We start from the raw sequence: 21446 nt of genomic DNA on the forward strand, positions 1-21446 counted from the left end.
CCCGCTAGCTGACGGGCCGCGCTTCGGCCGGGCGTCGGGCCCGCCACCAGCTCCACCCCGCCGTGCACAGCGCCAGCCAGGCCGCTCCGACACACCAGCCGGCCACCACGTCGCTGAACCAGTGGGCACCCAGGTAGATACGGGTGACACCGACCGCGCCCACCCACACGACGGCCAGCGCCACCATGGCGATCCGCGCTGCCCGGCCCCGGCCCGCCCACGCGAGCACGACCAGCGAGAAGATCACCACCGAGGCCATCGTGGCGTGCCCCGACGGCAGCGACGCGTTGGTCAGCACCTGGATCTGATCGGCCACCGGCGGCCGGGGCCGGTTGAACCAGCCCTTCAGACCGCGCATGAGCAGTGCCCCGCCTGCCATCGCGACGACCACGAACACGGCGTCGGCGTTGCGCCCGCGCGCCCAGCACCACGCCCCCACGAGTACCGCGAGCACCGCCATCGACCACGTGCTGCCGATGTTCGTGATCACCAGCGCGACGTCGTTGAGCGTGCCGGTGCGGGCGCTGATCGAGTCGGCGAGCGCCTCGGCGTCGAGGCCGGCCGGGCCGACCCCGGCGAACGCCGCCCAGACCGTCGCGACCGCCAGCAACCCGAGCACCACGGCCGCGCCCACCCCGAGACCCGGCCGCGGCGCCGGCGGGGCCAGCGGCGCGGTGAGTCCCGCGGGGGGCGGTTCGGTCGAGCCGTCGTCCATCCGTCCCCTGTCGCTCAGCGGCCGCGCCACTGCCGGTAGCGGCTCACGAGTGCGGCGGTGGACGCGTCGAGCGCCGACACGTCCGGCTCGGCATCGGTGAGGGCGGGCCCGAACTGCTTGGCCATCACCTTACCCAGCTCCACACCCCACTGGTCGAACGAGTCGATGCCCCAGATCGTGCCCTCGACGAACGTGACGTGCTCGTAGAAGGCGATCAGCTGGCCCAGCACCGACGGTGTGAGCTTCGGCGCGAGGATCGTGGACGTGGGCCGGTTGCCCGGCATCACCTTGTGCGGCACGACATCGGCAGCGGTGCCCTCGGCGGCGATCTCCTCGGCGGTCTTGCCGAACGCGAGTGCCGCGGTCTGGGCGAACAGGTTGGACATGAACAGGTCGTGCATGTCGGTGCGCTCGTCCACCGGCTGCACGTGGTTGGGCTCGGCGAAGCCGATGAAGTCGGCCGGCACGAGCCGCGTGCCCTGGTGCAGCAGCTGGTAGAAGGCGTGCTGGCCGTTGGTGCCCGGCTCGCCCCAGAAGATCTCCCCGGTGGCGGTGGTGACCGGCGTGCCGTCGCCGCGCACCGACTTCCCGTTGCTCTCCATCGTCAGCTGCTGCAGGTAGGCGGGCAGCCGGTGCAGGTACTGGCTGTAGGGCAGCACGGCGTGGGTCTGGGTGCCGAAGAAGTTGACGTACCAGACGTTGAGCAGCCCCGCGATCACCGGGAGGTTCTCGCTCAGCGGCGCGGTGCGGAAGTGCTCGTCGACGGCGTGCATGCCGGCCAGGAACTCGCCGAACTGCTCCTTGCCGATCGCGATCATCAGCGACAGGCCGATGGCGGAGTCGAGCGAGTAGCGCCCGCCGACCCAGTCCCAGAAGCCGAACATGTTGGCCTCGTCGATGCCGAACCCGCGCACCAGCTCCGCGTTGGTGGACACGGCGACGAAGTGCTTGGCGACGGCCTTCTCGTCGCCGCCGAGCCCGTCGAGCAGCCACGCGCGGGCGGCGCGGGCGTTGGTGAGCGTCTCGAGCGTGGTGAACGTCTTGGAGGAGATGATCACCAGCGTGGTGGCGGGATCGAGGTCGCGCAGCGCCTCGACGACGTCGGTGGGGTCGATGTTGGAGACGAACCGCATCGTCAGGTCGCGGTCGGAGTACGCCTTGAGCGCCTCGTAGGCCATCACCGGCCCGAGGTCGGAGCCGCCGATCCCGATGTTGACCACCGAGCGGATGCGCTCGCCGGTGTAGCCGGTCCACTCGCCGGAGCGGACCGCGTCGGAGAACGTGCCCATCCGGCCGAGCACCTCGTGGACGTCGGCGACGACGTCCTGGCCGTCGACGACGAGCGTGGCGTCGGCGGGCAGGCGCAGTGCGGTGTGCAGCACGGCGCGGTTCTCGCTCGTGTTGATGTGCTCACCCGCGAACATGGCCGCGGTGCGCTCCGGCAGCCCGGCCCGCTGGGCCAGCGCCGTGAGCAGCCCGAGGGTGTCGCGGGTGATGCGGTGCTTGGAGTAGTCGAGCACGAGCTCGGCCGCGCCGGCCGTCATGGCCTCGACGCGACCGGGATCCTCGGCGAACAGCTCCCGCAGGTGCCGCTCGGCGACGTCGGCGTGATGTGCGGACAGGGCAGCCCACTCGGGGCTCGCGGTGATGTCGGTGCCAGGCACGGGAGCCATCCTGCCCCCGTCTCAGCCGGAGGTGGCCGCCGGGACACGATCGGGCCTCGGGGCTGCCGTGCGATCCCACAACGCGATGCCACCGAGCAGGCCGGAGATGTTGGGCACCAGCGTCCGGTTGGGACCCAGCGTGTCGGGGTCGAGCTTCTTGGCGTTGCCGCCGCCGATGTAGAGGTGATCGGGCAGGACCATCGCCTCGATGGCCTCCAGCGCGTCCATGACACGCTCGCGCCACTTCTCCTTGCCCACCTCGTGGCGCTCGTTGTCGCCGCACGCGACCTCGATCGACAGGCCCTCGCCGAAGCGGCCGTGCGACAGCTCCATGTGCGGCAGCAGCGCGCCGTCGAAGAACACCGCGCAGCCGACGCCGGTGCCGAGCGTGATCACCAGCTCCATACCGGTGCCCTTGATGACCGCGCAACCCTGCACGTCGGCGTCGTTGGCGACGCGCACCGGCTTGGCGAACCGCTCGGCCAGCGCCTGCTCGAGCTCGAAACCGGTCCACAGCGCGACCAGCTTGGGGTCGGGATCCTTGCCGGGGCCGCGGCGGGAGAACGCCGGTACCTCGCGCACCCGCCCGTTGCGGATGGCACCGGGGAAGCCGACCGACACCCGGTCGTACTCGGGCTGGGTCTTCGCCAGCGCGGTGAGCTCGTCGAGCAGCACCGTTGGGGTGCACGGGTAGGGCGTCTCGCGGCGCTCCCGCTCCGAGAGCATCTCACCGTCGGGGGAGAGCACGGTGGCCTTGAGCCCCGATCCGCCGACGTCGATCGCCAGTGTCCGCGGTCCGTCCATCGTCTTCCCGTCCTTCGCTCGTGAGTGCTGCGGGGCGACGGTATCTCTTCGAGCGGGGTGGCGCAGCCGAACGGGGGCGGTCGGGTTGCTCTCGGGGATCGCAGCATGGTGGCCATCCCAACGTTGAACGCTATGAAGGTGGCCATGCTGCGATCCCGGGCGGCCATTCGGTCACCCTCGGATCAGCCGCTCCATCAGCTCCACCCCCAGCGGCAGGGCCGCCTCGTCCAGGTCGAAGGTGGCCGTGTGGTGCGGCCCGGCCAGGTCCGACCCCAGCCCGGCGTAGGTAGCCGTGCCCCCACGTTCCTGCACCCTGCGCATCAATGCGGTGGCGTCGTCGCTGGCCACCCCGCTGTCGGCGGCCGGCACGACGGCCCGCAGCCCGGCGGCCCGACCCGCCGCGGCCACGGCGTCGTGCGCCGCGGCGTCGGCGCGCGCGGTGGTCACCGTCCCGATCAGCTCCACCTCGACGCCCAGCCCGTGCATCTGCGCCGCCCCGTGCAGCATCGAGCGCGCCCGCGTCTCCAGGTCGGCGTTGACGGCGCCGTCGTCGGCGCGCGTCTCCAGGAGCACCTCGGCGAAGTCCGGCACGATGTTGCTCGACGTCCCGCCGCTGATGCGCCCCACCGACACCCGGGTGTCGTGGCCCGCCACCCGCGTGAGCCCGGCGAGGGCGAGCGTGGCCGACGCCGCGCCCAGCAGCGCGTTGCGCCCGTCCTGCGGGGCCAACGACGCGTGTGCCGAGCGGCCGTGGAACACCGCGCGCAGCTTCGAGTTGGCCAGCAGGCCGTCGATCGCCGGGGTGAACGTGCCGGTCGGTAGCGAGAGTCCGAGGTGCAGGGCGACGAACAGGTCGATGCGGTCGGCGAGCCCGGTCGGCACCATCGCCCGCGCCCCGCGCCCGCCCTCCTCCGCGGGCTGGAAGAAGATCGTGACGCTGCCGGCGGGCGGGTCGGCGGTGAGCCGCTGGGCCAGCTCGATCGCCATCCCGACGTGTCCGTCGTGGCCGCACGCGTGCATCGCTCCCGGCCAGACCGAGGCGAAGCCCTCGCGGGCGGGCCGGTGGAACGGTCCAGCGGTCTCCAGGATCGGCAGCGCGTCCATGTCGGCCCGCAGCCCGATCGCCCGGCCGGGCCGCGGCCCGTGCAGGGTCGCGACGACCGCGGTGTGCCCGCCCTCCATCCCGCCCACGAACCGGTCGTCGGCACCGGCCCCGACCGCACGGGCGAACGCCTCGTCCAGCTCGGGCTGCGCGGGCACGCCGAGGCGCTGCGCGGCCACCATCGCCGCGCGGCCGGTCACGACGTCCCAGCCCAGGTCGGCGAGCGTGCCGGCCACCCGGCTCGCCGTGCGGAACTCGAGGAAGCCCACCTCGGGGTGGGTGTGCAGGTCACGGCGCCACGCCACCGCCGTGCTCGTGCCCGTCACGGGAGCAGGCGCCGTCACGAGAGGCTGCTCGCGATCGCGCCGGGGATGACGCCGTCACGCGGCAGCGTCGGCACGTCGATCGGCATCGTGTCGGGATAGATCAGCCCGCTCCCGGTGTTCAGCACCACCACGTCCTCCGCTCCGGTCAACCAGCCCGATTCCCGCAGCTGCCCCACCGCGGCGAAGCACGCCGCGCCCTCCGGGCACACCCACGCGCCCTCGTCGCGGGCCAACTGCAGCTGCGCGGCGAGCAGTTCCTCGTCGGTGACGGCGATCGCGGTGCCACCCGTCGAGCGGACCGTGTCGAGCACGAGGAAGTCGCCGAGTGCCTTGGGCACGGTGATCCCGAACGCGACGGTGTGCGGGTCGGCCGGTGCGGTGGACTCGGTGGCGCCCGAAGCGAACGCGTCGACGATCGGCGCGCAGCCGGCGGCCTGCACCGCCACCAGCCGGGGCAGCTCGCCGCGCAGCCAACCGAGTTCCTTCAGCTCCAGCAGTGCCTTGTGGATCGCGATGATCCCGACCCCGCCGCCGGTGGGGTAGAGGATGACGTCGGGCGCGCGCCAGCCGAGCTGCTCGACGATCTCGTAGCCCATCGTCTTCTTGCCCTCGATGCGGTAGGGCTCCTTCAACGTGGACGTGTCCTGGTAGCCGTCGCGGTCGGCGACGGCCTTGGCGATCATCGCGCCCGCGTCCCCGATGAGGCCGTCCACCAGGTACAGCTCCGCGCCGGCCGCCACGCACTCGCGCCGGGTGATCTCCGGCGCGGCCACCGGCATCGCGATCAACGACCGCAGCCCGGCCCGCGCGGCGTAGCAGGCCCATGCCGCGCCCGCATTGCCGTTCGTCGGCATCGCGATGCCCCGCACGCCCAGCTCGGCGGCCCGGGACACCCCGACGGCCGCGCCACGCGCCTTGAACGCGCCGGTCGGGATCAGCCCCTCGTCCTTCATCCGCAGCAGCGGCACGCCGAGTCGGGCGCCGTGGCGGGGCAGCGCGAGCAGCGGCGTCATGCCCTCGCCGAGCGTCACGACGTGTGCGGGGTCGCGGACCGGGAGCAGCTCGCGGTAGCGCCACAGGTCCGGTGGGCGGGTGGCGATCTGCGCGGGGGACACGGTGCCCGCCACCCGTTCGAGGTCGTAGCGCGCCAGCAGCGGCGCCCCGAGGGGTGACGTGCCCTGCACGATGTCGGCGTCGTGGCGGGAGCCGTCGCGCGAGCACTCCAGGTGCGAGAGAGAGGAGAACACGACGGCAGGCAAGCTGGATGCGACGAGCGCGTCAACCCGTCCACGCCCGCAGGTGTCGGCGATCACAGTGTGCAGGTGATCACGATGAACGGACGGTCACGCGGGGCGACTGACCGTGCACGTGCAGTTGCACGCGCGAATGGAGCAGCCGGTTGCTCGTCGCGCCGAGGCGTTCGGCCGCCGCCGACTGGGCTGACTGGCCGTGATCATGCGAATCCATCGGGTTAACTGCCTCTCACCCAGCGAGGTAGTCCGCTCACAGAGTGTTCGCACCGACGGCTCCGGAGGCCCCCTTTGTTCAACCGACCGCTACCCGCCCCAGCCCGAGATTTCGCGCTCCTTGCCGGTCGCATCCTGCTCGGCGTGGTGCTGTTCGCCCACGGCTGGCAGAAGCTGATGATCAACGGCATCGCCGGTACGTACGGCCAGTTCGAGAAGATGGGCATCCCGCTCGCCATCGTGTCGGCGTCGTTCGTCACCGTGGTCGAGTTCGTGGGCGGCGTGCTGCTGATCGCCGGCGTGCTCACCACCGTCGTGGTGGCGCTCGACATGGTCGTGATGGTCGGCGCCGCCGGCTTCGTCCACGTCACGCACGGCATCTTCGCCGGTGACGGCGGCTGGGAACTCGTCGGTGTGATCGTCGCCTGCGAGCTCGCGCTGGCCGCCATGGGCCCGGGCCGCTTCAGCCTCGACCACCTGATCAACGCCCACCGCAGCAAGAACGACGCGCTCGCCCAGAAGCCGGTGCAGGCGCATCGGGCGACCTCGGGTGCCGGCACGTTCGCCGCGTCGGTCCGTCAGACGCCGGCGCGCACCCCGCAGCACCTCGGCATCTCCGTCACCCGCGCCAACGGCTGACGTCTCACCTCCGCCATCTGACCTTCCTGCGCCCCGGAGGCCACCTGTGTTGAACCGTCCGCTCCCCAAGCCCGCCGCCGACGTCGGCCTGCTGCTCGCCCGCGTCCTGCTCGGTGTCGTGATGTTCGCCCACGGCTACCAGAAGATGCTGATCAACGGCATCGGCCGCACCACCGACGGGTTCGAGAACCTCAGCATCCCGCTCGCCATCATCTCGGCCTCGTTCGTCACGGTGGTCGAGTTCCTCGGCGGGTTCCTGTTGATCATCGGCGCGCTCACCACCCTGGTGTGCGGGCTGATGTCGGTCGTCATGGTCGGGGCCGCGGTGTTCGTGCACATCCCGAAGGGCATCTTCGTGGCCAACGGGGGATGGGAGCTCGTCGGCGTCATCACGGTCGGCCTGCTGGCACTGGCGGCGATGGGACCGGGTCGCTACAGCGTGGACCGGCTCGTCCGCGAGTACCAGAGCCGCCAGCGGGAGCAGACGTTGGCCTTCGCCCGCGGCTGAGGAACGCGAACCCCGACGGCGATCGTGATACGGGGAAGTATCTTGATCGCCGGAGGCGATGTTCGTGTCGGGTACCACCGCTGTCACACCGCTGCGCCACGTCACCGCGTTGCGCTACGTCACACCGCTGCGTGAGGGCGGCTCGCTGCCGGGTCTCATGGAGGCCGACGACCTCGGTACCTACGTCGTGAAGTACCACGGCGCCGGGCAGGGTGCGAAGGTGCTGGTGGCCGAGATCGTCTGCGGTGAGCTGGCCCGCGGTCTCGGGCTCCCGGTCCCGGAGCTCGTCACGGTGGAGCTCGACCCGGCGTTGGGGATGTCGGAGCCCGACCAGGAGGTGCAGGAGCTCCTGCGCGCCAGTCCCGGGCTCAACCTCGGCATGGACTTCCTGCCCGGCGCGCTCGACCTCGACCCGGCTGCGGTGCGGATCGAGCCGCAACTGGCCGCGCAGGTCCTGTGGTTCGACGCGCTGGTCGGCAACGTCGACCGGTCGTGGCGCAACCCCAACATGCTCAGCTGGCACGGGCGGCCCTACCTGATCGACCACGGAGCGACGTTGACGTTCCACCACGCCTGGGCGGGGGCGCAGGCGTGGATCACGCGGCCCTACAACGCCACCGACCACGTGCTGATCGGCGTCGGTGTCGACGCCGGCGGCCCCGACGTCGACGCGGCCGCCGCCGAGCTGGGCCCACGCCTCACGGCGGCGGCGCTCGCCACGGCGGTGGCAGCCGTGCCGGACCGCTGGCTCGAGGGGGAACCGGGATTCACTGACCCGGCCGCCGTCCGGGCGGCGTACGTGGCGCAGCTGCTGGCTCGACGTGATGCCGCGGCCGAGTGGTTGCCGGGCGTGCGGGCGGCCGTCGCGGCGCGGGTCGCGTCATGAGCGGGCGGCACGCGTTCGAGTACGCCGCACTGCAGGTGGTGCCCCGCGTCGAGCGGGGAGAACGGATCAACGCCGGTGTCCTGCTCTACTGCCGCGGTCTCGACTTCCTCGGCGCCAGCGTGCACCTGGACCGCGCCCGCCTGGCCGCGCTCGACCCGCATGCCGACACCGCGGGGATCGGGAACGCGCTCGACGCGCTCGCGCGCCTCTGTGGGTCCGGCGGCATCGAGGCGGCCCGCTACGCGGGCCCGGCAGGCGAGGAGGACAACGGCCGTCGCTTCCGCAGGCTCACCGCGCCGCGCAGCACCGTGATCCAGCCGGGCCCGGTGCACACGGGCCTGACCGCCGATCCGGCGGCGGAGCTGGAGCGGCTGCTGGAGCTGCTGGTGCTGCCGGTCGGGGCCGCCCGCTCCGCCATCGACGGTGCCGGGGTGTCGGCTGAGTCACCCCACGGGCCCTGATCGCGCGGCAACGCTGGCCGCCCGCCGCCCGCGCCATTTGAATGGGGCCATGACCGAGCGATCAGTGCAGATCGACGCCGTCCCCGCCGCCGCCCTCACCGCATGGCTGCGTGCGGCCGTGCCGGACATCCCCGTCGGTGCCGGACCCGTCGCCGTCGAGCAGATCTCGGGCGGTCACTCCAACCTCACCTACCGGATCGTCGACGCCGACGGCGGTGCGTGGGCGCTGCGCCGCCCGCCGACGGGCATGGTGCTCGCGACCGCGCACGACATGAGCCGCGAGTGGCGCTTCATCGCCGCGCTCGCGCCGACGCCGGTACCGGTGGCACAGCCGGTGGCCTACTGCGCCGACACCGACGTCATCGGCGCCGAGTTCTACGTGATGCGGTTCGTCGAGGGCGCGGTGCTCAACGACGTGGAGTCCGGTCACGAGCTGGCCGCGGGCGACCCGCGCCGCACCGCCGGCCTGCAGACCGTCGACGTGCTCGCTGACCTGCACGCCGTCGACCCGGACGCCGTCGGGCTCGGTGACCTGCGCCGCTCCGGCAGCTACCTGGACCGCCAGCTGCGCCGCTGGCACCGGCAGGTGCACGAGTCGGCGGTGCCCGACCTGTCCACGATCGACGCGGCGCACGAGCGGCTGGTGGCACGGGCGGCGACGCTGCCGCCGTCGGAGGTCCGGATCGCGCACGGTGACTTCCGGCTCGGCAACCTCGCCGTGCGGCCCGACGGCACCGTCAGCGCCGTCTTCGACTGGGAGCTCGCGACGCTCGGTGACCCGCTGGCCGACCTCGGCTGGCTGATGGCCTCGTGGGGCCGGCCGGGTGACGTGGCGCCGCCGACGATCCTGGGTCCGAACCAGGTGCCCGGCTATCCCGACGGCGCCGAGCTCGTGGCCCGCTACGCGGCGCGCTCCGGGCGCAACGTCGCCGACCTGGACTTCTACGTGGCCTTCGCGCGCTGGCGCTCGGCGTGCATCGGAGCGGGGGTCTACAGCCGCTACGAGGCCGGGGTCATGGGCCGGGCCACCACCGATGGCATGGGCAAGGAGCGGCTCGAGGGCATCTACCGCCAGTCGGCCGCGGCGCTGGCGGCGCTGGGCGGCTGAGCACGGCGCGCCGGTGCCCCGGTGTCGATCTTCCAGCGGACAATGCGGACCGGCCCGGTCCCGACCGACATAAGTTGAGAGTTAAACTAAGCTCATGGCCGAGAATCCCGTTCTGCAGATCGTCATCGCCAGCACCCGCCCGGGCCGGGCCGGTCTCCCCGTGAGCCAGTGGGTGGAGAAGCAGGCCCGCGAGCACGGTGCGTTCGACGTGGAGGTGGTGGACCTCGCGGAGGCCGGCCTGCCGGTGCTCGACGAGCCGCACCACCCGCGCCTGCGCAAGTACGAGCACGCGCACACCAAGGCCTGGAGCGCCACGGTCGACCGCGCCGACGCCTTCGTGTTCGTGATGCCCGAGTACAACCACAGCTTCAACGGCGCGTTGAAGAACGCCATCGACTTCCTGTTCTTCGAGTGGCAGCACAAGCCCGTCGGCACGGTCAGCTACGGCGGAGTCGGCGCCGGGATCCGGGCCGTCCAGGCGCTCAAGCCGGTGCTCGCGGCCCTGTCCGTACCAGTGATGGTGGAGGCCGTGCCCATCCCGTTCGTCCACACCATGATCGAGGGGGAGGGCGATGACCGCACGTTCGTCCCGATCCCGGAGATCGCGGCAGGCGTCGTCCCGATGCTCGACGCGCTGGCCCGCTGGGTGCCGGCCGGCCGGGTGCTGCGCGGAGCCTGAGCCCCGGTTCCAGGGGGTGGTTCTCGACTGCAGCATGGTGGCCATCCCAGCGTTGGATCGCAGGATGGCCACCATGCTGCGATCCGGAGGGCCGACCGGCCCCGCTCAGGTCGGCGTGATCTGCAGCCCGACGCTGCCGGCCTTGCCGCGGCGCAGGATGCTCATCCCGATCGCGATCCGGCCCATCGCCCCGTACTTGCGACGCAGCGCGTGCCGCACCCGCGTGCTGCCGTCCTCGTCGAGCACCGTTGCGGTGGCCGGCACCGCCGCGCCGAGCAGCGTGCCGCGGCGGTCGCACGCCGCGACGGTGACCGCACCGTTGCGGTGGATCCGCTTGACCTTGCCCGAGTCGGCCACCGTCCAGACGCCCAATCTCCCGTCGAGTGGTGCGACCCAGACCGTGGTCGGCACGGCCCGTCCGTCCTTGCGGAACGTGGTGAGCTGCACGTACTGCGCGCTGCCGAGTGCCGCGGCGCTGGTCGGGCTCACGCGTCGACGCTCGCGGTGAGCCGCACGGTCATCGCGTCGTAGCCACGCAGGACCCGGGCCTTGCGCCGCTGTGGCGTGCCGACCGGAACGAGGTCGGGGAAGCGGTCGAACAGGGCGCGCAGGCCGACCTCGCCCTCCATCTTCGCCAGCGCAGCACCGAGGCAGTAGTGCACACCGCTGGAGAACGCGACGTGGTCACCCGCGTTGGCGCGGGTGACGTCGAAGCGCTGCGGGTCGGCGAACACCTGCGGGTCGCGGTTGGCCGCGCCGACGAGCGTCAGCACGAGCTGACCGGCCCGGATCCGCTCGCCTGCCACCTCGGTGTCGCGGTGCGCGACGCGGCCGGTGCGCTGCACGGGGGAGTCGTAGCGCAGGACCTCCTCCACCGCGTTGGGCCACAGCGCCGGATCCGCCCGCAGCAGCGCCAGCTGCTCGGGGTGGCCGGTGAGCTGGGCGATGCCGTTGCCGATCAGGTTGACGGTGGTCTCGAAGCCGGCGGCGAGCAGGAGCACCGCGATGCTCAGCAGCTCCTCGTCGGTGAGCCGGCCCTCGCCGTCGCGGGCGTGGACGAGGTCGGAGAGGATGTTCTGGCCCGGGTTGCGCCGCACCTCGTCGAGGTGGGAGTCCATCCAGCCGTAGAGCGCCGTCAGGTCGTGCTCGACGTCGAGGAAGTCGGCGAAGCCCAGCCCGGCGTCAAGCGAGTTGGCGGCGCCGTGGCCCCAGTCCAGCAGCTGGCGCCGCATCTCCACCGGGGCCCCGAGCATCTCGGCGATCACCGTGGCGGGCAACAGGCTCGCGTACTCGTGCACGACGTCGACGGTGGGGCCGTGGGTGGCCATCTCGTCGAGCAGCTCCGCTGCGATCTCCTCCGCGCGCGTGCGCAGCCCCGCCACCGCCTTCGCGCTGAACGCCCGGCTGACCAGCTTGCGGTAGCGGGTGTGGTCGGGCGGATCGGTCGCGAGCATCGACGGTGGTTCGGCGGGGCTGAGCGGCCCGCGCCCGGCCAGCCGCTCGAACGCCCGCAAGGGGGCGGGGGCCTGCCCGCTCGGGTTGCCGACGACGCCGAAGTCGGGGCTGCGCAGCACTGCCACGCACAGGTCGTGGTCGAGCGCGGTGAGCACCATCCCGTTGGACAGGAGCCTGCCCTGCGCGCGCAGCTGCTCGTAGGCGGGGAACGGGTCGGCGAGCAGCTCCGGTTCCACCATCAGCCGGGTGCCGAGATCGCCGGTCTTGATCCCGCGCCGGATCGCGAAGCGGATCAGGCCGTGGCGCAGGCCCCAGCGGATCCGCCTCCGCACGCCACCGGTCGGTGCTGATCGTGTCGCTGCTGTCGCTACCACCCTGCCCCCTTCGCGTCGTCCGGTGCCGACGCTACCCGCGGTAACCTGCGATCGGCCAGCGCGCTCCGCAGTGGCTCCTCAGTGCCTCCTCAGGCGCTCCGTGGGGCCCTCAGGCGTCGACCGTGGCCGTGAGCCGCGCCGGGATCGCGTCGTAGCCCCGCAGGATCTTGGTCGTCCGCCGTCGCGGGGAGCCGCTGGGCGTCAGATCGGGGAAGCGGTCGAACAGCGCGCGCAGCCCCACCTCGCCCTCCATCTTCGCGAGCCCGGCGCCCAGGCAGTAGTGGATGCCGCTGGAGAACGCGAGGTGCTGGTCGGCGTTCGCCCGCGCGATGTCGAACGTCTGCGGCTCGGTGAAGACCGCGGGGTCCCGGTTGGCGGCACCGATCAGCAGCGAGACCATCCGTCCGGCCGCCACCCGCTCGCCCGCCACCACGGTGTCGCGCAGCGCGGAGCGCCCGGTGCGCTGCACCGGCGACTCGAAGCGGAGGATCTCCTCGACCGCGTTGGGCCACAGCGACGGGTCGGCGCGCAACCGCTCGAGCTGCTCGGGATGGCTGGTCAGCAGGATGGCGCCGCTGCCGAGCAGGTTGACGGTGGTCTCGAAACCGGCCCCGAGCAGCAGGATCGCGATGCTGCACAGCTCGTCCTCGGTCAGGCCGCCCTCGGCCGGTTGGCCGTTGACCAGCGCCGAGAGGATGTTGTCGCCGGGTTCGCGACGCAGGTGCGCGAGGTGGCCCACCATCCAGGTGTGGAACGCCTGCATGGCGTCCTCGGAGCGGCGGAACTGCGCGTAGCGCAGGCCGGGGTCGAGCAGCAGCGCCCCGCCCGATCCCCACTCCAGGAACTGCTCGCGCATCGACAGCGGCGCGCCGAGCATCTCCGAGATCACGGTGACGGGTAGCAGCGCCGCGTACTCGGCGACCAGATCGGTGGGCCCGGTCCGCGCCGCCATCCCGTCGAGAAGTTCGGCGGCGATGTGCTCGGTCCGGGTGCGCAGCGCCTGGACGGCGCGCGCGGTGAAGGCCCGCGAGACGTTCCGGCGGTAGCGGGTGTGGTCGGGCGGGTTGGCCGCGAGCATCGACGGCGGCTCGATCGTGCCGATGGGGCCGCGACCGCCGAAGGCCACCACCCACCGCACCGGCGCCGGCACTCGCTCGTTCGGGCCGCCGACCACGCCGAAGTCCTGGCTGCGCAGCACTGCGGTGCACAGGTCGTGGGCGGTGGCCGCGAGCGTCAGACCGCTGTCGACGAGCCGGCCCTGCCGGCGCAGCGACTCGTAGTACGGGAACGGGTTCGCCGTCAGTGCGGTCTCGTTCATCAGCAGCGCGTCGGTGCTGCCGGCGCGCGCGGCGCGCCGGATCATCCGCCGCGCGATGAGATGCCGCAGTCCCCACCGGACCGTCTGGCGTGCCCGTGCCGTCACCGCCATCGCTTGTCGCCCCCTCTGTCGTGTCCTCCCGGCGACGCTACCGGGCAGTAGTGCGCGCCGGCATGGACCGAACGGCCGGATCGGCTGCGGGCACGGGCGTCGGGTACGACTTGTACGTGAGCTCCCCGCGGCTGCTGGCCGTCAGTGACCTGCATGTCCGCTACCCGGAGAACCGCGCGATCACCGAGGGGCTGCGACCGACGTCGGACGGCGACTGGCTGATCGTGGCCGGTGACGTCGCCGAGCAGGTCGCCGACGTGGCGTGGGCGCTGGAGCTGCTGCGCGACCGGTTCGCCACGGTGATCTGGGTACCGGGCAACCACGAGCTGTGGACGCGGAAGAAGGATCCGGTGGCGCTGCGCGGCGTCGCCCGCTACGAGCACCTCGTGGCACTGTGCCGGGAGCTGGGCGTCCTCACCCCGGAGGACCCGTTCCCGGTGTGGCACGGCGATGGTGGCCCGGCCACGGTGGCGCCGCTGTTCGTGCTCTACGACTACACGTTCCGCCCGGCGGGCACGTCCACCTACGACGAGGCGATCGCGGCCGCGTACGCGGCCGGTGTGGTGGCCACCGACGAGGCGCTGCTGGCCCCCGACCCGTACCCCGGGCGGGCCGAGTGGTGCCATGCCCGCGTCGAGCTGAGCGCGCAGCGGCTGGCGGCCTGCGATCCGGACATCCCCACCGTGCTGGTGAACCACTGGCCCTTGACGCGCACGCCGACCCGCGTGCTGACCTACCCGGAGTTCGCGCTCTGGTGCGGCACCGAGCGCACCGCCGACTGGCACGTGCGCTACCGCGCGAAGGTCGTGGTCTACGGGCACCTGCACATCCCGCGTGTGATCCACGAGGACGGCGTGCGGTTCGTGGAGGCGTCACTGGGTTACCCGCGGGAGTGGAAGAAGCGCGACCTGCGCTTCGGCACCACCGTCACCGACCTGCTGCCGCGTCAGGTGCTGCCGGTGCCGCCAGCTCCCGACGGCCCACCGGTTCCCGGCGACCCGCGGTGAACCGCGCCGTCCAGGCCCAGACCAGCAGCCAGAGCGCGGGGCCTGTGATCACGAGCAGCGTGCACGCGAGCCAGGCGACGTCGGAGACGAACCCGGTGGCGGCCCAGCCGGCGATCCAGATCGCCGCGAGCACGCTGCGCCTGCGGATCAACCGCCGGTGCACGACCACCAGCGGTTCCCGCATGTCGGTGACGACGACGGCCCGGGTGCGCACGACTCATCGTCGCGCACATCCGGGCCGGGCGCCCGCCGGTCGGGTCATCACTTCCCGGGTCGGGTGCCGTAGCGCCGCCGGAACTTCTCCACCTGCCCCGCCGCGTCGAGCACCCGCACGCCGCCCGTCCAGAACGGGTGCGAGAACGACGTGACGTCGACGCGGATCAGCGGGTAGGTCTGCCCGTCGGCCCACTCGACGGTCTCGGCGGAGGTTGCGGTCGACCGGGTGAGGAACGAGTCGCCGGTGGAGCGGTCCTGGTAGACGACCGGACCGTAGGCCGGATGGATCTGCGGACGCATCGCGTTCTCCCTAGCTCTCGTACGTTGCTCTGTTACTGTTCCCGCTAACGATAATGGTTGTCGTTTTACTCCAAGGGGTGCGGGTGGAGACGATCGGTTTCACGGCGGTGATGTGCACGGCGCCGGGCTGCGGGATGCGCAGCGACCTGTCGGTGGCGGGGCACGTGCTCAACACGGTCCGCGACGTCGTGCGCGAGGGTTCGCACGGCGTGCTCGTCTGCACGGGCTGCCTGCTCGGCGCCACCACCTGCCGGCTGCGGCCGATGGCGCCGGTCGTGCTGGTGCAGCCCTGCGACGCCGACCGCAGGCCGTCGGCGCCGCTGGTGCGGGTCGGTCCGCTGCGCACGTCGGCGGACGTCGCGGCGCTGGGGGACTGGCTGCGGGTGGGCACGCTGGATGCGGCGTCGCTCCCGGGCCATCTGCTCGACGTGCAGCGGGGGATCGCGGCGGCGAGCCGGAACTAGCGCCCGCCCCACGCACAGGCTTGGGAACGTGACATCACGGTGGCGGGGTGGCTGCGCGTGGGGGTGTCGGGTGCGGTTCCCGGTAGGTCCCGCTGGTAGGCCGCGTTCGGATGGGGATTCTCCTGACAGCCACCTTCCCGCAAGAATCTTGCGGCAAGGCCTTCCTGCAGTCCGGACCGGGCTACCCGCGGCCCGCCGACCCGCGGCTCGACCTCAGCGCCGCGCCTGGTCCCGCACGTAGGCGCGCAGTGCCCGCAGCAGGTCGATGCGCCGGAAGCCGGGCCAGTAGACGTCGCAGAAGTGCAGGTTGGCGTGGGTCGACTGCCAGAGCAGGAACCCCGACAGGCGCTGCTCCCCGCTGGTGCGGATCACCAGCTCCGGGTCCGGGGTGCCTGCGGTGTAGAGGTGCGCGGCGATCGCGTCGTCGGTGACCCGCCCCGCGAGCTCCCGCAGCCCGATGCCGTCGCGCGCGGCGGCGTCCAGCATCGACCGCACCGCGTCGACGATCTCGTCGCGGCCGCCGTAGCCGATCGCGATCGTCACCTCGGTGCGCGCCGGCCGCTCCCGGGTCGCCTCGACGGCCTCCTTGAGCGCGCGGGCGGTGGAGTCGGGCAGCATGTCGATCCGGCCGGCGAGGCGCACCCGCCACGGGCCGCCGGGCCGGGAGAGCTCGACGGCGACCACGTCCTCGATCACGGTCATGAGGTGCTGCAGCTCGGCCTGCGGGCGTGAGGTCAGGTTGTCGGTGGACGCGACGAACACCGTGACGTGCTCGATGCCCAGCTCCGTGCACCAGCCGAGCACGCGCGTGACGTGCCGGCCGCCGTAGTGGTGACCGAGGTTGGCGTCGGGCAGGCCCTCCTGGCGGGCCCACCGGCGGTTGCCGTCCATGACGATCCCGATGTGGCGGGGCAGCGGCCCCGAGCGGACCCGTGCCAGCAGGTTCCGCTCGTAGAGCCGCGCGATCATCGCTCGCACGCGAGCGCCTCCAGTCCGTCGAGCTGCCAGTCCAGTACCTGTTCGAAGGTGGGCGGGGCCGGGGCGTTCCGTCCGGGGTCGTTGGCCCAGGCGATGAAGTGCGGGTAGCGGCCCTCCGCGGTGATCCGTTCCAGGTAGGGCCGCGCGGCGTCGGTGAGCTGCTCGTCGGACCGCACGCCGGCGCGGTGGCGCATCGTCGCCTCCTCCAGCAGGGCGAGCCCCGAACCGAGCAGCTGGCCCAGCACCGTGTTGACGAAGCCCATCCGGGTGGCGGCGTCGAGCTGCAGCCCGGCGAGCGCGCCGAGCGCGGCGTCGTAGAGCGCGATGGCGTGCGGGCCCAGTGGCGGGCGGCTGAACGCCATCCGGGCGAACCAGGGATGGCGCTGCACGGCGGCCCAGCCCGACAGGCCCATCCCGCGCAGGCCGGCGCGCCAGTCCCCGTCCGGCACGGTGAACTGCCCGTACACCTCGTCGACCATGAGATCGACCAGCCCGTCCTTGCTGCCGACCCAGCGGTAGAGCGACATCGGTGTGCTGGACCCGACGCGCGCGGCGATGGTGCGCATCGTGATCGCGCCGCGTGGATCGGCGTCGGCGACGTCGATGGCGGCGGCCACGATCCGTTCCCTGCTCAGCAATGGCGTGGCGCGGGGCGGGGGTGGCGCGTCGAACCACACCAGCCCGCCCGGCTCTGAGGGCGAAGGCATTTGCGGAGCATCCTAGCCTGCGTGTACAAGGTACATATGAATGTACAACGTACACGCGCCGTGGATGTGGTGGTGGTCGGCGGCGGGCTGGTCGGGCTGACGACCGCGCTGGTGCTGCGCCACCACGGCGTCGACGTCACGCTCGTCGAGCGGCGGGCGACGACCTCGCCGCAGCCCAAGGCGCGGCGGCTGAACATGCGCAGCATGGAGATCTTCCGCGAGATGGGGCTGGAGCCGACGGTGCACGACGCGGCCCGGGATCTCGCCGACCACGACCACACGGCGGTCGGCCGGACGCTGGCGGAGTGCGAGCAGCTGCCGTTGTGGCGCCCGCCGGGAGTCGCCGGGCTCGCCGTCGAAGTCAGCCCGGCGCTGCCGTGCCTCATCGCGCAGGACGTGCTGGAGCCGGTGCTGCGCGCCGCCGCGGTGACCGCGGGTGTCGACGTCCGGTTCGGGACCGAGGCGCTCGGCTGCTCGCAGGATGCGGACGGGGTGCAGGTGCAGTTGCCCGGCAGGTCGCTGCGGGCGGCGTTCGTCGTCGCCGCCGACGGGCCGCGCAGCCCGGTCCGTGAGGCGCTCGGCATCGCGCGGTCGGGGCGTGGCGCGCTGGGGGAGCCGATCGTGAACGTCTACTTCCGGGCCGACCTCGCCGACGTCGTGCGCGGACGCGAGTTCAACCTGTGCTCGATCGAGCATCCCGACGCGCCCGGCACGCTGGCCTCGATCGGCGGTGACCGATGGGTGTTCATGGCGCGCTGCGTACCTGAGCGGGACTGGCCCGTCGTGCTGCGCACGGCCCTCGGCGTCCCCGCACCGGACTTGCAGGTGCTCAGTGCGCTGTCGTGGCAACCGGAGATGCGGATCGCCGAGCGCTTCGCCGATGGCCGGATCTTCCTGGCGGGCGACGCCGCACACGTCATGCCCCCGTGGGCGGCTGCTGGCGCCAACACCGGGATCGCCGACGCCCACAACCTGGGCTGGAAGCTCGCCGCCGTCCTGCGCGGCCCGGCGGGCCCGGCGCTGCTCGACAGCTACGACGTCGAGCGGCGGACGGCCGGCTGGTTCGCCGCGGAGCAGTCGAGCATGCGGATGGGCGACCCGGGCGGGACGCGGCCGGGCCATGCCCACCCGTACGTGCTGGCGGTGAGCGGCGCGCAGTACCGCGACGGCGCGCTCTGCGGCGTGGTGGAGCCGGAGCCGATCACGGAGTTCGCCCCGGCCGGGCGGGTCGGTACCCGCGTGCCACACGTCCGGCTCCCGGACGGCCGCTCGACACTCGACCTGGCCGGTCCCGGCTGGGCGCTGCTGGTGGCGCCCGACGTGCCCGATCTGCCCGCTGCGCCGGACCTGCCCGTGCATCGGATCAGCGTGGACTTCCTGCCGCCCGGCCACGCCCTGCTGCTGCGCCCCGACCACGTCGTCGCCTGGCGCGGCGTCAACCCGGCCGAAGCGGCAGCGGCCCGCGCGGCCCTGCTCGGAGTCCCGTCGAGAACGACGTTGTCATGATCGAAAGGCCCTGTGGATCATGGCAACGTCGTTCTCGACGGTGCGGGGGGCGAGGGTGCGGGTGCGGCGCCCGTCAGAGGTGCTCGGCCTCGAGCCGGGCCGCGACCTGGCGGTAGCGGCCCACCGGCACCAGGTGGACGCCCGCGAACGCCCCCGTCGCGCGCAGGGCCAGCACCTGCTCGCAGGCGGCCTCGACGCCGGCCGCGGGGTCGGCGTCCACCTGCTCGATCAGCGCGTCGGGGATGGCGATGTCAGGGATGGTGGAGCGCAGCCGGTGTGCCATCGCGGCGCTGGCGAGCACCATGACACCGGCATAGGCGGGGATGTCGACGGGATTCGCGTCACGCCACCGCTGCAGCGCATCGAGTGAGTAGCTGACCTGGACGAACGCGAAGTCGGCTGCCTGCTTCCACGCCGGCAGCGTGCGCTGCAGCCCGGCCGTGACGCCGATCCGGAACGGTGCGACGCCCTCGAACGCGCGCTGGTCGGTGGCCGAGCGGGCCTCGTCGATCATCGAACGGACGGTCAGCTCGCTGGTGCGCCCGCCCGCCGTCGGCTTGTCGCCGTGGACGAAGAGGAACTCGCCGACGCCGTACGCGGCGGCCGTGAGCAGGTCGCGTCGGAAGCCGAGCAGGTTGCGGTCGCGGGAGTTGACGCACGCGACGCTGCGTCCGCCCATCGCCCGCACCTCGTTGGCCACCGCGATGCTCGAGACCGTGGCCCGGCCGATGTGGTTGTCGGGGATCAGGAATGCCTCGGCGATCGGTGTCAGCACACCGATCTGGTGGCGGACGTGCTTGAGATCCGGTCGGGTCGGCGGCTCGATCTCGCAGATCAGCCGGAACGCGTCGTTCGCCATGCGTCGACGGTAGTCACCCAGCAGCGTGCGGCTTGCTCGCCGGCTGCATCCGGAACGACACCGCCTCCATGACCGGGCGATGGCGTGTGTTCTGGAACGCCGCGACGAGCCAGCCGTCGGAGCCGGAGCGGACAACGGTGTAGGTCTGGACCTTGCCGAGCTTGCCCGGCTTGCCCTTGTAGGTGTCGCCGCGGGTGAGTACCAGCGCCGTGTCCGGGCCGGGGTAGCGGATGTCGATCACCTCGGTGGCGAGCCGGGTGCCCTTGAGGAAGCTGTCGAACAGCGTCTGGTGGCCCGATCCGATGTCGTCGGGCCCCCGGTAGACGGTGCCGACGAACGTGACGTAGGTGGCGTCGGCGGTGAACAGCACGCCGTAGGCGGCGCCGTCGCCCCGGGCCCAGGCGTCGCTGAGCAGGTCGAGCAGGTCGTGGATCGCGGTGTCGTCGGTCATCGGGTCCATCGGCGCTACCTCAACGCCGTCGTGCTGCACGGGCTGGCGACGGCCGCGGCCGCCGGCTTCAACGCCACCGACCTGTATGCGCTGGGCGTGCTCGAGCAGGCCGGTCCGCTCACCGCGGGCGACATCGCGACCCGCACCGGCCTGACCACCGGTGCGGCCACCCGGCTGATCGACCGGCTGGTGCGGCAGGAGGTGGTCGAGCGGGTCGTCGATCCCGCGGACCGGCGCAAGGTCGTGGTGCAGCCGGTGGCCCATCCCGATGCGGTCGAACAGGCCGTCGACCCGGCCCGCCGCCGCGTCGGGGAGATCATCGACGGCTACTCCGCTGCGGAGACGGCCATCCTCTTCGACTACTTCACGCGAGCGGCGGCCGCGTTCGAGGACGCGACCGAGGCGGTGCGGGCCGCGCAGCGCGCCGACGGGTGAGCGCGTCAGGGCCTGCCGGCCTCGATCGCACGCGCCATCGGCGCCACCCAGGCCAGCGCGTTGCGCAGCACGTCGGCCAGCGAACCGGCCGGCACGACGAGCAGTGTCGCCGTGGCTTCGGTGTCGACCGGCCGCAGCCAGCGGGCGGCCGCCACGCGGGCCGCTACCGACACCGCAGCGGCGAGCACCTCGGTCGCCAGCGCGTCGGCACCGCCGGTGCGGTCTGCGATCGCGGCCGCGAGGGGGTGCTCGATCGCCGCGACCGTCTCCAGGAACTCCGCGCGCAGGCTCGCGGCCGAGGTGATCAGTGCGAACGCGTCGCTGCCCGGCTCCGCACCCGCCACGTACTGCTCCACCACGGCTTCGACGATGGCCTCGGCCAGTGGCTCATCGGCGGGTCGGGCACGGAGTGCGGCTCCGACCCGTAGCGCGCGCTCGGCGGCGATCGCGGCGACGATCGCCTGTTCCCGGCTGGAGAAGTAGTTGTTGTAGGTGCGCGGCGAGACACCCGCGGCCTTTGCGATGTCGTCCACGCGCACGTTCTCCGCGCCGTTCTCCATCGCCAGCCGCAGAGCGGCCGCACTGATGGCCTCCCGTGTGGCGATCTTCTTGCGTTGGCGCAGCCCGTCGTTCTCGGTCATGGCGCCAGCCTACGACAATATTGCGGCCACGCATATTTGCGTGCACGCAAAGTTGTGTACTCTCTCGACTGGCACTCGCGGCCTGCGAGTGCCAATCCGGGGATCGGCGCCGGAGCGGGCCGCAGCGATGCAGGGCGGTCCGGCCGTCGCGGGCGACGGCGCCGGTCACCGGGACACCGCGAGAAGGGGCGTTCCGGCATGGCGAAGATGATCGCGTTCAACGAGGAGGCACGCCGCGGGCTCGAGCGCGGCATGAACACCCTCGC

The 21446-nt window shown here is 72.6% G+C and carries 25 protein-coding genes; 10 read left to right on the plus strand and 15 right to left on the minus strand.

Annotated elements, in window-relative coordinates; all coding sequences use genetic code 11:
• Positions 1-4 precede the first annotated feature (4 nt).
• The 5 genes from ACFPFQ_RS46415 to ACFPFQ_RS46435 form a co-directional block, all read right to left on the minus strand.
• Entirely contained in the window at positions 5-715 is a 711-nt protein-coding gene (locus ACFPFQ_RS46415) for a phosphatase PAP2 family protein (protein WP_379629708.1), read from the minus strand.
• Positions 716-729: 14 nt separating this feature from the next.
• Positions 730-2379, minus strand: a complete 1650-nt coding sequence (gene pgi, locus ACFPFQ_RS46420; protein WP_379629709.1) for a glucose-6-phosphate isomerase — start codon at positions 2377-2379, stop codon at positions 730-732.
• Between the two features lie 21 nt (positions 2380-2400).
• Entirely contained in the window at positions 2401-3183 is a 783-nt protein-coding gene (locus ACFPFQ_RS46425) for an ROK family protein (protein WP_379629710.1), read from the minus strand.
• Between the two features lie 171 nt (positions 3184-3354).
• The gene (locus tag ACFPFQ_RS46430) at positions 3355-4629 is read right to left on the minus strand and encodes an amidohydrolase (protein ID WP_379629711.1); all 1275 of its coding nucleotides are present in this window, start codon (positions 4627-4629) and stop codon (positions 3355-3357) included.
• On the minus strand, positions 4626-5858 hold the full coding sequence (locus ACFPFQ_RS46435) for a threonine synthase (protein ID WP_379629712.1): 1233 nt from the start codon (positions 5856-5858) through the stop codon (positions 4626-4628). The genes ACFPFQ_RS46430 and ACFPFQ_RS46435 overlap by 4 nt, the downstream gene beginning before the upstream one ends.
• A gap of 294 nt (positions 5859-6152) precedes the next feature.
• Here ACFPFQ_RS46435 and ACFPFQ_RS46440 point away from each other — a divergent pair, with 294 nt between their 5' ends.
• The 6 genes from ACFPFQ_RS46440 to ACFPFQ_RS46465 all read left to right on the plus strand — a co-directional run bounded on the left by ACFPFQ_RS46440 (position 6153) and on the right by ACFPFQ_RS46465 (position 10358).
• Positions 6153-6716 carry a DoxX family protein gene (locus tag ACFPFQ_RS46440; RefSeq protein WP_379629713.1) on the plus strand — a complete coding sequence of 188 codons (564 nt, stop codon included), beginning with the start codon at positions 6153-6155 and terminating at the stop codon, positions 6714-6716.
• Positions 6717-6762: 46 nt separating this feature from the next.
• Positions 6763-7224, plus strand: coding sequence for a DoxX family protein (locus tag ACFPFQ_RS46445; protein ID WP_379629714.1), 462 nt, complete (start codon positions 6763-6765; stop codon positions 7222-7224).
• A gap of 64 nt (positions 7225-7288) precedes the next feature.
• Positions 7289-8110 carry a HipA family kinase gene (locus ACFPFQ_RS46450; RefSeq protein WP_379629715.1) on the plus strand — a complete coding sequence of 274 codons (822 nt, stop codon included), beginning with the start codon at positions 7289-7291 and terminating at the stop codon, positions 8108-8110.
• On the plus strand, positions 8107-8571 hold the full coding sequence (locus ACFPFQ_RS46455) for a DUF3037 domain-containing protein (RefSeq protein ID WP_379629716.1): 465 nt from the start codon (positions 8107-8109) through the stop codon (positions 8569-8571). Before ACFPFQ_RS46450 ends, ACFPFQ_RS46455 begins: the two co-directional genes overlap by 4 nt.
• Before the next feature lie 49 nt (positions 8572-8620).
• The gene (locus ACFPFQ_RS46460) at positions 8621-9679 is read left to right on the plus strand and encodes a phosphotransferase family protein (protein ID WP_379629717.1); all 1059 of its coding nucleotides are present in this window, start codon (positions 8621-8623) and stop codon (positions 9677-9679) included.
• A 94-nt stretch (positions 9680-9773) separates the two neighbouring features.
• Positions 9774-10358 (plus strand): NADPH-dependent FMN reductase, encoded by a 585-nt coding sequence (locus ACFPFQ_RS46465; RefSeq protein WP_379629718.1) that lies wholly within the window; start codon positions 9774-9776, stop codon positions 10356-10358.
• Between the two features lie 105 nt (positions 10359-10463).
• On the opposite strand, the gene ACFPFQ_RS46470 is transcribed toward ACFPFQ_RS46465, so the two are convergent.
• The 3 genes from ACFPFQ_RS46470 to ACFPFQ_RS46480 all read right to left on the minus strand — a co-directional run bounded on the left by ACFPFQ_RS46470 (position 10464) and on the right by ACFPFQ_RS46480 (position 13616).
• A complete protein-coding gene (locus ACFPFQ_RS46470; protein WP_379629719.1) occupies positions 10464-10847 on the minus strand; it encodes a PPOX class F420-dependent oxidoreductase in 384 nt (127 codons plus the stop codon).
• Positions 10844-12145, minus strand: a complete 1302-nt coding sequence (locus tag ACFPFQ_RS46475; RefSeq protein ID WP_379629720.1) for a cytochrome P450 — start codon at positions 12143-12145, stop codon at positions 10844-10846. The genes ACFPFQ_RS46470 and ACFPFQ_RS46475 overlap by 4 nt, the downstream gene beginning before the upstream one ends.
• Before the next feature lie 151 nt (positions 12146-12296).
• A complete protein-coding gene (locus ACFPFQ_RS46480; RefSeq protein WP_379629721.1) occupies positions 12297-13616 on the minus strand; it encodes a cytochrome P450 in 1320 nt (439 codons plus the stop codon).
• Positions 13617-13732: 116 nt separating this feature from the next.
• Here ACFPFQ_RS46480 and ACFPFQ_RS46485 point away from each other — a divergent pair, with 116 nt between their 5' ends.
• Positions 13733-14623: a metallophosphoesterase family protein gene (locus ACFPFQ_RS46485; RefSeq protein ID WP_379629722.1), complete on the plus strand. Its 891-nt coding sequence runs from the start codon at positions 13733-13735 to the stop codon at positions 14621-14623.
• On the opposite strand, the gene ACFPFQ_RS46490 is transcribed toward ACFPFQ_RS46485, so the two are convergent.
• Both ACFPFQ_RS46490 and ACFPFQ_RS46495 read right to left on the minus strand, forming a co-directional pair.
• Positions 14544-14837, minus strand: coding sequence for a hypothetical protein (locus ACFPFQ_RS46490; RefSeq protein WP_379629723.1), 294 nt, complete (start codon positions 14835-14837; stop codon positions 14544-14546). The genes ACFPFQ_RS46485 and ACFPFQ_RS46490 overlap by 80 nt on opposite strands.
• A 47-nt stretch (positions 14838-14884) precedes the next feature.
• Positions 14885-15139 carry a type B 50S ribosomal protein L31 gene (locus ACFPFQ_RS46495; RefSeq protein ID WP_379629724.1) on the minus strand — a complete coding sequence of 85 codons (255 nt, stop codon included), beginning with the start codon at positions 15137-15139 and terminating at the stop codon, positions 14885-14887.
• 83 nt (positions 15140-15222) lie between these two features.
• Between ACFPFQ_RS46495 and ACFPFQ_RS46500 the strand changes: the two genes are divergently transcribed.
• Positions 15223-15603, plus strand: coding sequence for a hypothetical protein (locus ACFPFQ_RS46500; RefSeq protein ID WP_379629725.1), 381 nt, complete (start codon positions 15223-15225; stop codon positions 15601-15603).
• Positions 15604-15816: 213 nt separating this feature from the next.
• Here ACFPFQ_RS46500 and uppS read toward each other — a convergent pair whose 3' ends face one another.
• Positions 15817-16572 (minus strand): polyprenyl diphosphate synthase, encoded by a 756-nt coding sequence (gene uppS, locus ACFPFQ_RS46505; RefSeq protein ID WP_379629733.1) that lies wholly within the window; start codon positions 16570-16572, stop codon positions 15817-15819.
• Complete coding sequence (locus tag ACFPFQ_RS46510) at positions 16569-17288, minus strand: TetR/AcrR family transcriptional regulator C-terminal domain-containing protein (RefSeq protein WP_379629726.1); 720 nt, start codon at positions 17286-17288, stop codon at positions 16569-16571. Before ACFPFQ_RS46510 ends, uppS begins: the two co-directional genes overlap by 4 nt.
• 60 nt (positions 17289-17348) lie before the next feature.
• Between ACFPFQ_RS46510 and ACFPFQ_RS46515 the strand changes: the two genes are divergently transcribed.
• Entirely contained in the window at positions 17349-18794 is a 1446-nt protein-coding gene (locus ACFPFQ_RS46515) for an FAD-dependent oxidoreductase (protein WP_379629727.1), read from the plus strand.
• A 73-nt stretch (positions 18795-18867) separates the two neighbouring features.
• On the opposite strand, the gene ACFPFQ_RS46520 is transcribed toward ACFPFQ_RS46515, so the two are convergent.
• Both ACFPFQ_RS46520 and ACFPFQ_RS46525 read right to left on the minus strand, forming a co-directional pair.
• A complete protein-coding gene (locus tag ACFPFQ_RS46520) occupies positions 18868-19653 on the minus strand; it encodes a methylenetetrahydrofolate reductase (RefSeq protein ID WP_379629728.1) in 786 nt (261 codons plus the stop codon).
• A 13-nt stretch (positions 19654-19666) separates the two neighbouring features.
• A complete protein-coding gene (locus ACFPFQ_RS46525) occupies positions 19667-20104 on the minus strand; it encodes an SgcJ/EcaC family oxidoreductase (protein WP_379629729.1) in 438 nt (145 codons plus the stop codon).
• Between ACFPFQ_RS46525 and ACFPFQ_RS46530 the strand changes: the two genes are divergently transcribed.
• Positions 20081-20539 (plus strand): MarR family transcriptional regulator, encoded by a 459-nt coding sequence (locus tag ACFPFQ_RS46530; RefSeq protein WP_379629730.1) that lies wholly within the window; start codon positions 20081-20083, stop codon positions 20537-20539. The genes ACFPFQ_RS46525 and ACFPFQ_RS46530 overlap by 24 nt on opposite strands.
• Positions 20540-20544: 5 nt before the next feature.
• Here ACFPFQ_RS46530 and ACFPFQ_RS46535 read toward each other — a convergent pair whose 3' ends face one another.
• The gene (locus ACFPFQ_RS46535) at positions 20545-21180 is read right to left on the minus strand and encodes a TetR/AcrR family transcriptional regulator (RefSeq protein ID WP_379629731.1); all 636 of its coding nucleotides are present in this window, start codon (positions 21178-21180) and stop codon (positions 20545-20547) included.
• Positions 21181-21446 lie beyond the last annotated feature (266 nt).

The sequence above is a fragment of the Pseudonocardia sp. GCM10023141 genome, from assembly GCF_042653605.1.